The organism is Streptomyces venezuelae (assembly GCF_008642355.1).
Taxonomy (GTDB): Bacteria; Actinomycetota; Actinomycetes; order Streptomycetales; family Streptomycetaceae; genus Streptomyces; species Streptomyces venezuelae_B.
Genome location: NZ_CP029193.1, coordinates 4240833 through 4255686 on the forward strand (window position 1 = coordinate 4240833; position 14854 = coordinate 4255686).

At 68.5% G+C, this 14854-nt stretch carries 17 protein-coding genes, 1 tRNA gene and 1 pseudogene; 11 read left to right on the top strand and 8 right to left on the bottom strand.

Translation table 11 applies throughout. The annotated features are described in order from the left end of the window. Window positions 1-86 precede the first annotated feature (86 nt). The gene (locus tag DEJ47_RS19635; protein WP_150170113.1) at window positions 87-716 is read left to right on the top strand and encodes a MarC family protein; all 630 of its coding nucleotides are present in this window, start codon (window positions 87-89) and stop codon (window positions 714-716) included. 2 nt (window positions 717-718) lie between these two features. Here the strand turns inward: DEJ47_RS19635 and DEJ47_RS19640 are convergent, their stop codons facing one another. From DEJ47_RS19640 to DEJ47_RS19650, 3 genes are all read right to left on the bottom strand, one after another. After that, complete coding sequence (locus DEJ47_RS19640; RefSeq protein WP_150170115.1) at window positions 719-1162, bottom strand: hypothetical protein; 444 nt, start codon at window positions 1160-1162, stop codon at window positions 719-721. Between the two features lie 295 nt (window positions 1163-1457). Beyond that, window positions 1458-2402: an SGNH/GDSL hydrolase family protein gene (locus DEJ47_RS19645; protein ID WP_150170117.1), complete on the bottom strand. Its 945-nt coding sequence runs from the start codon at window positions 2400-2402 to the stop codon at window positions 1458-1460. Window positions 2403-2500: 98 nt separating this feature from the next. Further along, window positions 2501-3433, bottom strand: coding sequence for an abortive phage infection protein (locus tag DEJ47_RS19650; protein WP_317850823.1), 933 nt, complete (start codon window positions 3431-3433; stop codon window positions 2501-2503). Window positions 3434-3523: 90 nt separating this feature from the next. Between DEJ47_RS19650 and DEJ47_RS36965 the strand changes: the two genes are divergently transcribed. After that, the gene (locus tag DEJ47_RS36965) at window positions 3524-3724 is read left to right on the top strand and encodes a hypothetical protein (RefSeq protein WP_223828794.1); all 201 of its coding nucleotides are present in this window, start codon (window positions 3524-3526) and stop codon (window positions 3722-3724) included. A gap of 93 nt (window positions 3725-3817) precedes the next feature. Here DEJ47_RS36965 and DEJ47_RS19655 read toward each other — a convergent pair whose 3' ends face one another. Beyond that, entirely contained in the window at window positions 3818-4183 is a 366-nt protein-coding gene (locus tag DEJ47_RS19655) for a PH domain-containing protein (RefSeq protein WP_150170119.1), read from the bottom strand. 163 nt (window positions 4184-4346) lie between these two features. Between DEJ47_RS19655 and DEJ47_RS19660 the strand changes: the two genes are divergently transcribed. Continuing rightward, the gene (locus tag DEJ47_RS19660; RefSeq protein ID WP_150170121.1) at window positions 4347-4964 is read left to right on the top strand and encodes a hypothetical protein; all 618 of its coding nucleotides are present in this window, start codon (window positions 4347-4349) and stop codon (window positions 4962-4964) included. 27 nt (window positions 4965-4991) lie between these two features. Here DEJ47_RS19660 and DEJ47_RS19665 read toward each other — a convergent pair whose 3' ends face one another. The 3 genes from DEJ47_RS19665 to DEJ47_RS19675 all read right to left on the bottom strand — a co-directional run bounded on the left by DEJ47_RS19665 (window position 4992) and on the right by DEJ47_RS19675 (window position 7469). Continuing rightward, window positions 4992-5705 (bottom strand): DUF4232 domain-containing protein, encoded by a 714-nt coding sequence (locus tag DEJ47_RS19665; protein WP_150170123.1) that lies wholly within the window; start codon window positions 5703-5705, stop codon window positions 4992-4994. Between the two features lie 114 nt (window positions 5706-5819). Further along, entirely contained in the window at window positions 5820-6587 is a 768-nt protein-coding gene (locus tag DEJ47_RS19670; RefSeq protein WP_150170125.1) for a GAF and ANTAR domain-containing protein, read from the bottom strand. Between the two features lie 18 nt (window positions 6588-6605). After that, window positions 6606-7469: a GAF and ANTAR domain-containing protein gene (locus DEJ47_RS19675; RefSeq protein WP_150170127.1), complete on the bottom strand. Its 864-nt coding sequence runs from the start codon at window positions 7467-7469 to the stop codon at window positions 6606-6608. Window positions 7470-7772: 303 nt separating this feature from the next. Between DEJ47_RS19675 and DEJ47_RS19680 the strand changes: the two genes are divergently transcribed. The 6 genes and pseudogenes from DEJ47_RS19680 to DEJ47_RS19705 all read left to right on the top strand — a co-directional run. Beyond that, the gene (locus DEJ47_RS19680) at window positions 7773-8291 is read left to right on the top strand and encodes a hypothetical protein (RefSeq protein WP_150170129.1); all 519 of its coding nucleotides are present in this window, start codon (window positions 7773-7775) and stop codon (window positions 8289-8291) included. Window positions 8292-8369: 78 nt separating this feature from the next. Next, window positions 8370-8636, top strand: coding sequence for a CopG family transcriptional regulator (locus DEJ47_RS19685; RefSeq protein ID WP_150170131.1), 267 nt, complete (start codon window positions 8370-8372; stop codon window positions 8634-8636). Then, window positions 8633-9076, top strand: coding sequence for a PIN domain-containing protein (locus tag DEJ47_RS19690; protein ID WP_150170133.1), 444 nt, complete (start codon window positions 8633-8635; stop codon window positions 9074-9076). Before DEJ47_RS19685 ends, DEJ47_RS19690 begins: the two co-directional genes overlap by 4 nt. 423 nt (window positions 9077-9499) lie before the next feature. Next, entirely contained in the window at window positions 9500-9808 is a 309-nt protein-coding gene (locus tag DEJ47_RS19695) for a PadR family transcriptional regulator (protein ID WP_223828718.1), read from the top strand. Window positions 9809-11086: 1278 nt separating this feature from the next. Further along, window positions 11087-12073: a hypothetical protein gene (locus DEJ47_RS19700; RefSeq protein ID WP_150170135.1), complete on the top strand. Its 987-nt coding sequence runs from the start codon at window positions 11087-11089 to the stop codon at window positions 12071-12073. 415 nt (window positions 12074-12488) lie between these two features. Beyond that, a pseudogene (locus DEJ47_RS19705) lies at window positions 12489-13049 on the top strand (UTRA domain-containing protein); the annotation flags it as partial. Between the two features lie 83 nt (window positions 13050-13132). On the opposite strand, the gene DEJ47_RS19710 reads toward DEJ47_RS19705, so the two are convergent. Continuing rightward, window positions 13133-13206: transfer RNA gene (locus tag DEJ47_RS19710), tRNA-Gly, on the bottom strand. A 519-nt stretch (window positions 13207-13725) separates the two neighbouring features. Between DEJ47_RS19710 and dcd the strand changes: the two genes are divergently transcribed. After that, window positions 13726-14301 (top strand): dCTP deaminase, encoded by a 576-nt coding sequence (gene dcd, locus DEJ47_RS19715; RefSeq protein WP_055565996.1) that lies wholly within the window; start codon window positions 13726-13728, stop codon window positions 14299-14301. Between the two features lie 8 nt (window positions 14302-14309). Continuing rightward, window positions 14310-14807: a phosphoribosyltransferase gene (locus DEJ47_RS19720; RefSeq protein ID WP_150170137.1), complete on the top strand. Its 498-nt coding sequence runs from the start codon at window positions 14310-14312 to the stop codon at window positions 14805-14807. The last annotated feature ends 47 nt before the right edge of the window (window positions 14808-14854 follow it).

Consider the following 14854-nt stretch of genomic DNA (forward strand, 5'->3'; position numbering starts at 1 on the left):
CCCCGGCAACCATCGAAGACGCAGGCCCACCGAAGTCACCGCCCGCCTTCCCAGGCACCCCCTGCGCCGACATGCAGGATGCCCCCATGACCGCTCTGAGCTATTCCGCCGCATTCATCACGTTCTTCTCCGTCGTCGGCCCCCCAAAGGTCCTGCTCGCCTTCGCCGGCCTCGCCCAGACCCACCCCACGACCGAGCTGCGCCGAATCGCCCTGATCTCGTCGTCGGCGGCGATCCTCGTGGGCCTGGTCACCGGCATCGCCTCGCCCTGGCTCCTCGACCTCTTCCACATCTCGACCCCCGCGCTCCAGGTCGCGGGCGGCGTCATCTTCTTCATCTACGCCGTCGGCCTCGTCCTCGGCGTCCACCTCGGCACGGAGGCCTCGGGCCCCGACGCACCGGACCTGGTCAGCGGGGTGCGGCAACTGCTCATGCCGTACGTGGTGAGCCCCCTCGCGATGACGGCGGTACTGATCGAGGGCGCGGCCCGCGACTCGTGGACGTGGCGGTCCACGGTGGTCGGCGCGTACGTCACCGTGATCGTGATCGACCTGCTGTGCGTCGTCGTCCTGGCCCGCATCCTCAGCCGCACGCACCACGCCACGATCGAACTCCTTGGCCGCCTCCTGGGCCTGCTGCTCGCGGCCGTGGGCGTGGACCTGGTCCTGGACGGCCTGACGTCACTCGGCGTCCCGGCGGACCGCGCCGGCCACTGAATTCAGGGTCCCGCGACGTCGGAACGGTCGTTGCAGAGCGCCCAGATGACGAAGACGCCGATCGCGATGGAGATCAGCGCCCACACGGGCGTGTACGGCAGCCACAGGAACTGCGCCACGATGGCCAGCGCGGCGAGCGCGACGCCGGTCGCCCTGGCCCAGCTCGCACCCTTGAGAATGCCCCACCCGACGACGGTCACGAGGATGCCGAGGACCAGGTGGATCCAGCCCCACGCGGTGAGGTTGAACTTGTAGACGTAGTCGCCGACGCGTTCGTACACGTCGTCCTTCGCGATACCGGCGATGCCCTCGAAGATGCCGAGGATGCCGTTCACCATCATCAGGACACCGGCGAACATCGTCCCGCCGGACGCCCAGAGCGCGGAGCCGCTCTCGTCGTGGCGGTGATCGGCGGGCTTGTCGGGCGCGGTGGCACTGCTGCTCATGGCGCCGCCCCATTTCTTCCGTAGGGACACACAGGGGACTTTCAGCGTCGAGCGGGGAGGCGCGCGCGGCCAGCGGTGTGGGCCGAACGGGTGACGGACGAGTTACGTGATGCGCGTCATCTCAGAGCGACGCTCTGATCACCCTGTGCGCAGGGGTCGAACTGCGCGACCTCACGGCGTCACTGATCGGGCAGGTGGAGACGACCAGAAGGGTGCCGCCCAGGGACTTCGCGGAACGGGTGGACGCGGCGCCGTCACCCGTACCGCCTTCACCCACCTCGTCGCGGCAGCACAGTCAGCGGAGATCTGACGCGACCCGCGAGGTGACCGCCTCGGCCATGCGCCGGATGCCCGGCGAACGCACCGGGCAGGGCCGGGACCTGGCCGTGGTCGGCGCAAGGCAGAAGTGCAGGTAGTCCTTGTCACGGTGGAGAGCCGTGAGCCCCGCACCCGGCTCCGTGCAGTACGCCGCGTGGGCCCGCTCGTACGCCGTGCAGGGCAACTTCTCCACCCACGTGTAGCGATCCGCGCCCGGAGCCACCGTTTTGCCCGCGTCGGCGACGAGGCCCCCCGAGGCGCGGGCCTGCGCCTGGTAGATGGCGTTGACGCGGCGCACGCGGTCCGGCGTGATCGCGTCGGGTCCCTGGAGGACCCACACGACACGCGTCCGCCCACCCCCCGCGCCCCGGATCTGCGCGGCGAGGCGCCGCGCGTCCGCCGCGTACCGGTCGAAGTACTCCGCGCGCCGCTTGTCGTAGGTGATCCCCTTCATGCACGGCGTGTAGCCCCACGCGTTGCCCCAGAACTGGAGGATGACGTAGTCGGGCCGTTGAGCGCGTACGAGAGCCGCCGCCTTGTCCTTGTCGGGGACGAGGGAGGCCTCACCCGTGCCGTCGAGGTAGTCGCAGAGGGTCGTGCCGGAGTACGGCGCGCTCCGGTACCGAGCACCGAGGCGGCCCTTGAGGTGCTGTCCGAGGACGACCTGGTTCTCCATGGCGAGGGAGTCGCCGAGGTAGAGGACCTTGGGGGCGCGGACAGGCTTGCCCGGGGCGTTGCGCGCCGCGCGTTCACGGGGCGTCGTGGACGGCCCGGCGGACGAACCCGAGCGCGCCGCGGACTCCGACGCCTGGGGAAGATCCGCCGGTGCCGCGTCCCCGGACCCGGGGTCCCCGCACGCGCCCAGCAACAGCAGCCCGGCGACGACCCCCGCGCCCCAAAGACTCCGCTTCCGCTTCCGCATGCGGCAACTCCCGCCCCAGACAGCCGAAATGGCCCTAAGGCAAACACACGCGCGGCGGGGAGGGAAGACCCTCACGGGCCAAGCCGACGCCGAGGTTATCAACGTTGGGCGCGCGCGAAACGGTCCGCCAGCGCCCGGAACGACTCCTTCGGCTCCCAGTGCCAGGGGGACCCCGGGTCCTCCGGACGCTTCCGCAACACCTTGGCGAGCCCGTAACTGGCGACGTCCAGGTCATGACGGGGCGAGTCGGGCCGGTGCGGCAGCTCGGGGCTGACGAACTGGTAGACCAGCGCCGCGTGCAGGTTCATGGACTCGAAGACGTCGAAGACGTCGGAGAGGTAAGCGGCCTGCGTACGTTCGCTGCGTACGAGCCCACCCGTGATCACCGGAGGCTCCACGGAGTAGTCGATGGACTCGTACCATCCCATGCCCCCGTCCTGCGGAGCCCCTTCGTACGTGCACGAGCCGCACTCGGTGATGGCGACGGGCTTGCCCCAACGGGCGTGCGGGGAGAGGTCTTTCACGTAGCCCCGCGCGTTCGCGTGGTACCCGTAGTAGTTCACGCTGACCAGGTCGAAGAGGGACCAGTCGACGTCGTCGTCGTGGGCGGCGCCGTACGTCAAAGGGCCTCGGAAGACGCGGCGACCGGTCTTCGCGGCGAGCCCGACGAAGCGTCGGACCTCCCGGACCATGCGCTCAGGGTCGTAGTTGCCCCTGAGGATGTTCCGCACCCGCTCCAGCGCGTCGGCGCCCGGCACGATCCCGGGCACGAACAGCACGAACTCGCACCCGACGCTGAGGTACACGCGCGCCCCTTGCCGCCGCATGCGTTCGGCGTGCCGGCCGGTCTCGGCGAGGTGGTCGAGGATGTCCCGCTCCGGGACGTCGGCGAGGCGCGGCTGCAGCCAGACGTGGAGCCCGCGCTCGGCGGCTTCGGAGGCGGTGGCGGCGAGGCGGTCGACGCCGGTGCCGTACACGGAGACGGAGTCGGCGTGCAGCTCGTGCCTGATGGCGCGCAGATCGCGCCGCATGCGGTCCGCACTCCACGCGGTGGCGGGCCCGTCCCCGTCCCCCACCTCGTAACAGACGCCCCGATACGCCAACCCGCGCCGGGGCGGAGTGTGAGCACCGACGGCGGCCCCGGCCTCGCCCGCGCCCGCCCCCAGCACCCCGGTGGCCACCGCGGCCCCTACGGCCGCACTCCCCGCCAGAAACCGCCCCCGACTGATCCCGCCGACCGCACTGATCCCACCGACGTCGTCCCGCACAGCGCCTCCCGTGATCCCGAACCGGCGGCGGCCCCAACCGCCGCCGTCCGGTGATCCCGAGCATGCCGATCAGCGCGGGGCGCGCTCATCGCACTTTGGTCTACGCGTGGCCGCCGAAGGTCGGCACCGACGACCCCGCGGGACGGGTCAGCGGGCCACGAACTGGGTGAGGATCGCCTGGACCTCGTAGATGTCGACGCCCTTCGTGAACGTCTTCTGCATCGGCGCGGGGTTGCCGGAGATCCAGATCTTCAGCTCCGCGTCGAGGTCGAAGTGGCCCGCGGTCTCCACGGCGAAGTGCGTGATGCTGCGGTACGGCACCGAGTGGTACTCGACCTTCTTGCCGGTGATCCCCTGCTTGTCGACCATGATCAGTCGACGGTCCGTGAACAGCATGGTGTCGCGTATCAGCGTGTACGCGGCGTGCACCTGCTCACCGTGGCCGAGCAGCCGCGCGTACTCGTTCTGCGCCTTCATCGGGTCTACGGTGTGCGCGTTTCCGAACAGTGCCATGGTCAGGCCCCCCTGGTAGAAGTACGAATCGTCCCGGATGGAATGCGGGATCTCGCCACTGTACGGGGGTGAGCGGGGCAGCGTCGAAGGTCTGTGCGACGTGGCCGGGCGGCAACCCCGTCCGGGAAATCCACGTCTCCCCCTACGGAGAAGGGGGACGCCGATGACGAGGGAGTCGAAGCCGGAACCCGGGGCCGAAGCCCGCTGGCTCGCCACCCAACGCCCCTCCCGCATCCGCGAAGTGCAGGCTGGGCGGCCCGCGTGGACCCGGGTCGACCTGCTCGACGTCGAGGAGGGCGGCGCCCGCGCCTTACGGGACGCCCTCGAAGTCTTCGGTGTCCAGGTCACCTACGTACGGGTGGGCCAGCCCCGCCACCTGATCGCGGCCCTGGACGACCCTGACGCCCCCTACGTGATCATCGCCTGCCACGGCGACGAAGGCCGCATCCTCCTCCCCGAACTTGCCCCCGAACTGGCGCGGTTCCAGCCGTTCGACGGCGAGATGGGACCGGCCGAGGTGCGCACGCACGTCCGTCTCTCCGGCAGTGTCGTCATCCTCACCGGCTGCGACGCCGGCGACCCGGAACTCGTCGACGCGTTCCTCGACGCGGGCGCGAGCGCCTGCGTGGCCCCCAGGGGCGCCCCCTTCGGCTACGCGAGCGTCTTCGCGCCCCTGTTCCTCTTCTACGAGCTGACCGAGCTCCGCACCCTGGAGCAGGCCGTGGCCCGCCTCCGCGCCCACGACGACGAGCTCTCCATGTGGCACATCCGCACCCGCTGACCGCGCCGAACGGCTCCTGCACAGGTCCTAGAAGTCGTCGGCGCCATTGCGCAGCTCGTACGTCCAGTAGCCCGTCAGCGCCTTCGCCGGGTCGACGGCGATGCCGGCGCTGCCGGGGGCCCTGACCGCGGCCATGCCGCCGCCCTGGAGCGTCACCTGGAAGGCCGAGACGGGCTCGTTGGTCTCGTCGACGCCGCCGTCCGAGATCTTGACCAGCGCGTACGCGGGGGCGCCCGCCTTCAGGACGACCGGGGACGCGGGCTTGCTCTTGGCGACGGCCGGCACGTCCTGCTTGTGGCTCTCCAGGAACTGGATCTCCGGGAAGCCGGTCATCTTGCAGCTGTGGCCCGACGTGTTCTTCGCGGTCAGGACGATGTGGGTGTAGGGCGGGCCGCCGTGGCGCGCGGCGCTGATGGTGACGTCCTTGGTGGTGCAGACGGGCGCGGCGGCCGCGGCGGTCCGCTTGCCGCCGGGCTTGGCGGCAACCGTGGCACCCGCGGCCTTGACGTCGTGGGACCCGCCGACGGTCACCGTGGTCTCGCCGTTGGCCTCGGACTTGGCCCCGGCCTTGGACTCCGCCTTGGTCCCGGTCGCCGCGACCGTCGCCCCGGCCGGCTCCGCCGCCTTCGTGTCGGAGCCGCTGCCGCAGGCGGTGAGGGAGAGGGCGAGCACGGCGGCGCCGGTGGCGGCGAGAGCGGTGGAGCGGCCGAGGACAGTGGTGCGGCTGCGGAACGTACGCATGGGATTTCCCCCGAGGTGAATGGTCATGAACTGCTGGGAGTCAGCGCCTGACCTGCAGGCCTGCCGACACGCACCACTCTGACCGGCCCCGCTCACGTTCCGCTGCCGTACCGCTCACGTCCCGCTGTCGCGCCCCTCCGGGGCCGCGCCGGTGGGGTCGGTCAGCGCCGGGTCAGCCTGTCCGTCGACCACCTCGCGCGCCACGTCGTTCAGCGGCCGCCGCTGGGACCTGGCATGCGAGCGCAGCGCGTCGAACGCGTCGTCCATGGTCAGCGACCTGCGCGTCGCGAGCACGCCCTTGGCCTGCTCGATGACCACGCGGCTGGTCAGGGCCCGCTCCAGCTGGCCGGTGAGCGTCCGGCCCTGCTCGGCCTCCTGCGCGCGGTGCAGCGTGACGGCGGTGAAGTCGGCGAGGGACTGGCCCAGCGCCCGCGCGTCGGCCGAGGGGACGTTTCCCCGGTCGGAGAAGAGGACGAGCGCCCCGAGCGTACGGTCCGGCACCACGAGAGGCAGGGCGACGACGTGCGTGTGACCGAGCGCCAGGGCCCGCGGGACGTAGCGGGGCCAGTGGCGTCGCAGCGGCGTGTCGTCCAGCGACAGCGGCGCCGTGAGGCGCGCGTCGGTGCGGCGCGGGCCGTGGCCGGGGCCCTCCTGCCAGGAGAGCGCCTCGTGCTCCAGGCGCGTCACGTCGGAATCGGAACCGTTCACCCGCGCCTTCTCGCGCCCGCCCGGCGTGTACACCACGGACGCGGCGCGCACCTGGAGCAGGGCCGGGCTGCGGTCCGCCAGAATCGCGAGGGTTTCGGATACGTCCGGTGAGCCTTCCGTCGCGCTGCCGGCCAGGGCCACGAACACGTCGGCCAGCTGCTGTTGGGGCGTCATGCCGAGCTCCTCAGGAATTCAGGGATACGGATCTCCGTTCAGGATCCGCCGGGCGATGGCCGCGGTCGTCGTCTCGTCGGCGAACGCCCGTGCCTTGATCAGTGCCAGTGCGTCGGCGATGCCGCAGCCGATCCGCACGGAGAGGACGCCCACCGCCTGCTGCACGACGTCCCTGTGGTCCGTGCCGCCGTACAGTTCCGGATCGGCGTCCGGCCCCAGCAGCACGATGCGGGTGAGGGCGGCGGTGACCTCCGCGAGGTCGGTGGACCTCAGGAGCCCCGCGCGTGGGTCGAACACCGCCAGGGAACCGAAGCAGCCGGCCTGCGTCTCCAGGGGGACGGCGAGCACCGACGTGAAACCCATGGAGGTGAACACCGGGCCGTACCCGGGCCAGCGCCGCTCGATCTGCGCGCCCGCCGAATGGACCGGACGGCGCTCGTACGCCGCGTCGCGGCTCGGCCCCTCGCCCAGGACGAACTCCAAGTCCTGGGCGGACAGGGCGGGTTCGTCGGAGACAGCGACCGCCAGCTGGTTCTGCGCGGAGTCGACCAGCGTGATCGCGGCGCTTGCCGTGCCCAGCGCCTCCGCCACGCCGGTCATGAAGCGGGGCCGGCTCCCCTTGCCCCGGACCCACGCCGACGTACGGTCGGCGAAGGCGGCGTGCAGGACGGCGAAGGAGCGGTGGCAGGCGGCCGACCGCCGGTGGGTCTGGGCGACGTGCGTGTGGAACTTCCTGCAGTCGGGGTCTGGATCGGACGCCGCGAGGTGTTCGTGCCGGGCGGCCGAGGCCGCGGCCCTCTCCGCCCGGTCGAGCGCGCGGGAGGCACGTCCTCGTGCGGTCGACACCAGGCCGAGGGCTTCGTCGTACCCCTGCGGCTCCATGCCAGAAGCGTACGCCCGCAGCCTCGTTCGGCGGGGGAATCCGGCTCTCTTCCATCATCAGGACGACCCCGCCGTTGTGACCGCCGTGCAGGTCGCGGACGGTGTCGCAAGTCGCCTGGATGGCGTCCGGCGGCGGAGCCGGTTGATACCCGGGTCGGGCGGCCCGTCCTCGTAGGCGCTGGTCCGCAGAAGGTCCGTGTACTGGACGACGATGCTCGACACCACAAGCCCCGTGATCGTTCAGCATCAGGGCCCTTCACAGGTGAGGGATCGCAGAAGCACCGGACGCTGTACCGTCCGTGCATGGCCGATCTAGCCTCCCTGATCCAGCTGCTCGGAGCCGGCAGTGTCGGCGCCGTCGTGACGCAGTACGTGTCGGCCGGCCCGGAACGCCGCCGGGCTCGTGCCACCGCCCGCGAGGCCATGGCGACCCTTGAGCAGGCGCACTGGGCTCACGGCAGGGACAACGAATGGCCGCAACTGCGCACAGCGGTCCACGCCTTCGAGTCGGCCGCCATGGCGGCGGGAGTGCCTCGCGAGGTCTCGGGCTGGTACGTGAAAACACGCGTGGCCATCTACCTGGAGAGCCGCCGCGAGTGGGAGCGCAACCCTGACCCGGAGTTCGGCGGAGGCGTGTCCACGACGTACATGGACGCGTTCTCCGGAGCCACGGAACTCGTCTACCAGTCCCTGTGGCACCCACAGCGTTCCCGCCTGACCTGGCGACGCCGCCTGAAGAGGTCGAAGGAGCGCACCAGGACGGCCGCCGCGAACGCCCCCACGATCCTCCGCGACATCGAGGACCGCCCGACGGCGCTCTGAGCGGCATCCCCGAAGACCACGCCGCGCTCCTGCGCGTCCTGACATGTCCCAACCTGGTACATGGACTAACATTGGTACATGTCCATGAAGCGTACGAACGTCTATGCCGATCCCGACGACTTGGCGATCATCAAGGAAGCCGCCAAGCGCCGAGGCATAAGCGAGGCGGAGATCATCCGCCAGGGCATCCACCTCGCTGCCATGGCAAACCGTGTCTGGGACGAGCCCCTGTTCTCGCGCACTTTCACAGGCTCGGGACGCACGCCGTCCAAGGCCGAGGTCCGCGAGACGGTCGCTGACGCGGTACGGAGTGATCGCGACACGGACTCCGGAACCGCCGCGTGATCATCGTCGTCGCGGACACTTCCGGGTTGCTGGCCGCTCTGGACTCCACGCACCCCGAACACGAGGCGGCGAACGAGGCGATCCTGGCTGCCGGCCTCCTCGTCATGTCCCCGCTTCTGCTCGCCGAACTCGACCACGTAGCGACGCGCGAACTCGGCAGGGAGGCCGCGCTCAGCGCGATCGACGACATCAGGCGGTGGATGGGTCGAGGCCGCGTCATCGCCCCCGAGATCACGGACGATCACTTGGGCGCCGCCCAAGCGGTCAGGGCGCGCCACGGCGCACTGGACCTCGACCTCACGGACGCGGTGAATGTCGCGCTCGCCGCCGACTACGACACGGACGCGATCCTCACCCTCGACCGCCGGGACTTCCGCGCCGTACGACCCCTGGGCCGCCACAAGGCTTTTCGCGTACTGCCCGACGACCTGCCTCTCTGACGGAAAGACCAGGGCTGTGCACGCCAACTGCCCGTCGCCACGTACGAACGCAGCGGGGCAGCAAGAAACCCCCGGGTCCATGACCCGGGGGTTCGAGTAAGAGCGGGTGACGAGAATCGAACTCGCACTCTCAGCTTGGGAAGCTGAGGTGATCTATGGGCGCTTGTCTTGCTGACCTGCGGTGGAGCTGTGCTGGTGCGCGAACGGGCGCCCCCTTGCTGCCCGGTGTTCCCCGTGATTCCCCGCAGGATCTGGCACGGATTTGGCACATGACCTGTGACCTACCTCAAGGCCGCGTCGGTACCGCCGTAGCCGGACGTGCGCCACGAGCAGTCGCGAAAAGTGCCCCCAACTCTTCTGCTATATATGTAGAGTTAGCCTATGGAGCAACCCTTTCGGATCACGTCGGCGATGCTCGACGTCATGGAGGCGTTCCTGACCTCCGGCGAGCTGCACGGGTTCGCTGTGGCCAGAGCTGCAGGAAGGCCGACGGGCAGTGTGTATCCCATCCTTGCCCGCCTGGAACAGGCCGGATGGCTGGAGAGCCGTTGGGAGGATGAGCACCCTGAGGAAGGTCGCCCTCGGCGGCGCTTCTACTCCCTCACCAGTGACGGGGCCGCAGCAAGCAGGGCCACCGTGTTGGAGAGGCGAGGCGAACTACCCTCCGCACGGAGTGGGGGCAGACTACGGCCTGCCCTACGGCTGATGCTCCGTTGGGGGTACGCCTGGTGAGCGCGCTCGAGATCCTCGTCCCTCTCGTGCTAGGTGCCGTCGTCAACGAGGCGATTGACGTCTGTCCCTGGCTGGCTCGTAAGTTGGTGCGTTGGTCTGCGCGGCGCATCACTGATGCTTCGATGGCTCAGCGGTACGAAGAGGAGTGGCTTGCTGGCCTCGAAGATCGCCCTGGAAAGCTGCTGCAACTGATCTCTGCGATCTCCATCGTTGTCGGAGCGTCCTGGCGGATGCGAGACATCTTCCGTACAGCGGATACAGGAGCCGGCGCGAGGGAGCGAAGGCGGAGGCCCCGTTCTCATGTGCGGCTAGCATTTCCGGACAGCCTTGGTGGGCTTCGCTCGTACTGGGGCTACGCAACGTCTGTGCTGTCGCCAGCCGTTTGGATGACTGAGGGCGTGGCGTTGGCCCTAGTCCTTGCTGGCGCGAGCGTCCTGTACTTCGCATTTCAGGTGCCGACTTACTGTGGTGCTGCGACTCGTGATGGCACGGGATGCCGGAACAACGCACGCGGTCTGTTGCTGGGATGCCGTATTCACCAGCACCGCTGGGCCCGGCTGAGAAGGCTTCGGCGCACGGCTCGCTGAGATTCCATTCTGGCCAGCCCTGCGAACGACCGGCCCTTGATCTCGTGCGGGCCGGTTTTTCGTGTGCTGCCGCTTCTGAACGAGAACCGGTGACAGGCGCTTTAGGAGTTTGATCCCCTGTCGCCCTGGATGGAGCCCGGCTCAGCCACCGGTGCCGCATCTGGGTGCCGAGGGTCGCCGTCGTCCGGGGGCGTTGATGTCAACGTTGGATGTCAGGGTAAGAGCTCCGGCATTGGGCAGGGCTCCACGGGCTCGTCCAGCCGGTCGGCCCAGGTCCACCAGACATGCCGACCGCTACACCTCCACAACGTCTGGCAGATCCGCCAGCCATCGTCCGCCCGCCTGGAGAGGATGAAGTGCACCTCCCGGTCACGGGATTAGCGCATGTCAGATCAGTTCTCCGGGCTTCGGCATAACCCTTCCAGCGTGGCAGATCAACTCAGGGTGCCCAGGCCAGAGCGGGGTGGGGGTGGTCACCTGTGGGTGCCGACTGTCGGCGTTGGTCGCCCTCGGACGGCCCAGGGACGGCCCAGGGATCCGAGCGCGCCGACCCTCGAGCGCCGACACGGGCAAGTACGGCAGAGGATCACCTTTTGCGAAAATCGAGACACCTGCGCAGGTTGGGTGTTCAATCTCGTCACATGGGGCCGCGGTCGAGCCCGCGAAGAACGTGCAAGGCGAGGAGAGACCAATGATCCTACGTGAGTTCCTCTACGTCGACACCGATAAGGTGCGCGCCCTACTCGCTCAACTCGACGGCGGAATCGCGGAAGAATCGCGCGAAACGGAACGCAAAGAGAAGAGAACCACTTTCGGCCCGCGCTCGGCAGCTCAGCAGCTACAGGGAACCGGCAGTGAGAGCTACACAAACAAGTCCCTCGGCGACGCACTCTTCCCAACACTTGAAGAAGCGTTGGAATCCGAACTCCTTCTACATGACATCTCAGAGGAAGCATCGGATGCCGACGCCTGGGAATCAGGTAGCTTGAAGACCAAATACCCCCCGGGATCACTCGTCCGAATCACAGCCCCAGGGTCCCTATTCGACACCAGGTATGCGGCCGCCGCGTTCGCAGCCTTCGGCCATGTGAATGTCGGACTTAAGGGAATCGGGGCCTCGCCGTCTAACGAGCCACAGCGGACAGGAAAGGGTAAGCAGAGCCAGCAACGCCCGAGGGCAGCAAAGAACGGAGAGGTCAGCGCCGTCCAGCTGGAGGATGCAATCCCGGACTTCCCAGCGGTCAACGGAACGGACGGGAACACTCTCCGATCTTTCGTGCAGATCTCAAAGGGGGTATTCACCCCAGGCTTGCACATGAACATGACCCCAGCCGAGGGCGCCCTGATCAGCGCACGCCTCCAGGAGGGGCGTCAATATCTCGATACAGAGGCAGAGATTCTTTTCGCCCGCTACGGCACGGAGCGACACGATTGGACACTAGTCGGCAGCATCGGAAGCTACGGAACCGAAGAAACCGAACTGCCCGATATGAACTTCTACAATCCCGGCGGAGACATTAATCGTGGACTATTCGCCGAGACCATGAATGCTCAAATGCGTAACCTCGGTAGGATCGGCTTTATCGACCTGCCTCAGCATCCTGGTTTTTCCCTTATCCCGTTCGCTGTCTACAGAGGTATTCCTCGCCGTACAGAATTGGTGCAGGTGCAGCCGTAGGTCGGCGGAGCGGCTTTGGGGTGGCGCTGCTTTGGCGCGAGTGATCATGGCCCCGTAAGCTTCCGGCGCGTCGGGCAGTCTGTGGACCTGCCCGGTAAAGCACGACGTTGGGGCCATGATCTTCGAGGCTCGCGCCAAAGTGGCTCCGTAAAACCGCGTAACCGACCGCCCCAGCCACGACGTACGCCTTCTCTGGCATCAGGCGGCTGCATGCTTTGAGCGCGGCACGGGCGCCGGCCGGGCTGGAGCGGGGCGGAGACAGGAGCGCAGGCCCGGCCGGGGGCCGTACCGCGCGCGGGGAGCGGAGCGAGCCGCCTTGAACCAGTAGAGAAAGTTGTAACTCAGCCCGGCTGCCGGGGCTTGAAGTCGTGTGCGCAGGCTGGGAGTTCTGCCGCCCGCCAGTGTGCGAGGGGCAGGAAGAGGACTGGTCTTCGTACGACCGCGGCCTCCCGTGCGACGGCTCGCCTCCGACCGCTTCGCCCGGCGCCACCGTGAGCAGGGCAAGTCCGCCTTCATCGTCGAGGCCGACGCTGCGGGCAGTCACCCCCAGGTGGACAGCCTGGAGGTCAAGGAGGAGAAGGCCAGTCAGGACATCTCCACCCGGCTTGGCTCGGTGCGGCGGGTGCTCGCTCGTCGGCGGCGGTATCTGCTCGACGGCCGGCCGGTCGAGTTCGCCGCCTCGTACCTCCCGCTCGACATCGCACGCGGTACGCAGATCGCCGAACCCAACCCCGGTCCCGGCGGCATCTACGCCCGCCTGGAAGAACTGGGCCACCATCTCGACCACTTCGACGAGGAGATCCGGGCCCGGATGCCCGCACCGTCCGAGGTGAAGACGCTCCGGCTGGCCTCCGGTGTACCCGTGATCCACTTGGTCCGCACCGCGTACGACACGGAAGGGCGGGCTGTGGAGGTCTGCGACACCGTCATGGCGGCGGACGCCTACGTCCTGTCGTACCAGCTCCCGGCCACGTGAGGGACTGACACGGATGTGGCACGCGACGGCTGAGCGGAAGCGGACAGCAGAAAGGCCCGGGTCGATGACCTGGGCCTTCTTCGTGGAGCGGGTGACGAGAATCGAACTCGCACTCTCAGCTTGGGAAGCTGATGTTCTACCACTAAACTACACCCGCGAAAGACGCCGTATGAACCGGTGTCGTAACGTCGCACACTCTACCTCATCCCGGGCCCCCGGCGCTCTCGCCGCGGGGCCCGAGTGCTGTCCGGGAGGGGGACGTGCCGTGCGTCCGCAGGGAGTTGGGGCGTACCGTGGCACGCGGTCGTGCCGCCTGGATGAGCGTCCCTTTCATACCGTAATGTGGCCTTTCGTCGTCGGCTCGGAGGCGAGCGTGAGACGAGTTGGTACGGGTGGTACGGGTACGTACGAGCTCACCTACGACTGGGGAAGGGACTCGAGGACTTGATGGAGCACACCGTCGTCCGATGTGCCGAAGGGCACGTGTTCAGCACCGCTTCGTTCCCGATGCAGAAGGCGGACCGGCTCGGTCCCGGCCGGCTCATCCGCTGCCCGCGGTGTGCCCGGCTCCGGCACGCCGTGCCGGTGACCCTGCAGCGACGGTAGAACACGAGCACCGAGGCGCGCGGGTCCGTCCGATTGGGGGCGGCCCGCGCGCTCTGCGTATCCTCGGTGCGTGCTTCTCTCAGACAAGGACATCCGGGCCGAGATCGACTCCGGACGGGTGCGGATCGACCCGTACGACGAATCCATGGTGCAGCCCTCGAGCATCGACGTGCGGCTGGACCGCTACTTCCGGGTGTTCGAGAATCACCGCTACCCCCACATCGACCCCTCCGTCGAGCAGGCCGACCTGACGCGGCTCGTGGAGCCCGAGGGCGACGAGCCGTTCATCCTCCACCCCGGGGAGTTCGTGCTCGCCTCGACGTACGAGGTCATCTCCCTGCCCGATGATCTCGCCAGTCGGCTCGAGGGCAAGTCCAGCCTCGGGCGGCTCGGGCTCGTCACGCACTCCACCGCCGGGTTCATCGACCCGGGCTTCAGCGGGCACGTGACCCTTGAGCTGTCGAACCTGGCGACTCTGCCGATCAAGCTCTGGCCCGGGATGAAGATCGGGCAGCTCTGCATGTTCCGGCTCACCTCACCCGCCGAGGCCCCCTACGGGTCGGAGCGGTACGGATCGCGTTATCAGGGACAGCGGGGCCCCACCGCCTCCCGTTCCTTCCTCAACTTCCATCGGACCCAGGTGTGACATCCAGCATGAGTGACGTGCGCGAGAACCTTACGTACGACAAGTTCGGCCATGCGGTGCGCGAGCTCGCGCAGGCCGTCGCCGACGACGGGTACCAGCCCGACGTGATCATCTCCATCGCCCGCGGTGGCGTCTTCGTCGCGGGCGGCCTCGCGTACGCACTCGACTGCAAGAACATCCACCTGGTGAACGTCGAGTTCTATACGGGGGTGGGAACGACGCTCGAGATGCCGGTGATGCTCGCGCCCGTTCCCAACGTCATCGACTTCACCGACAAGAAGGTGCTGATCGCCGACGACGTCGCCGACACCGGCAAGACGCTGAAGCTCGTACACGACTTCTGCCTCGACCACGTCGCCGAGGTGCGGTCCGCCGTCATCTACGAGAAGTCGCACTCCCTCGTGAAGTGCGAGTACGTGTGGAAGCGCACCGACGAGTGGATCAACTTCCCGTGGAGTGTCGAGCCTCCCGTCGTGAAGCGGCAGGGGCAGGTTCTCGACGCCTGAGCAGGCGTGAACGAGCAGGGCCCGGGGGACGGAAGTCCCCCGGGCCC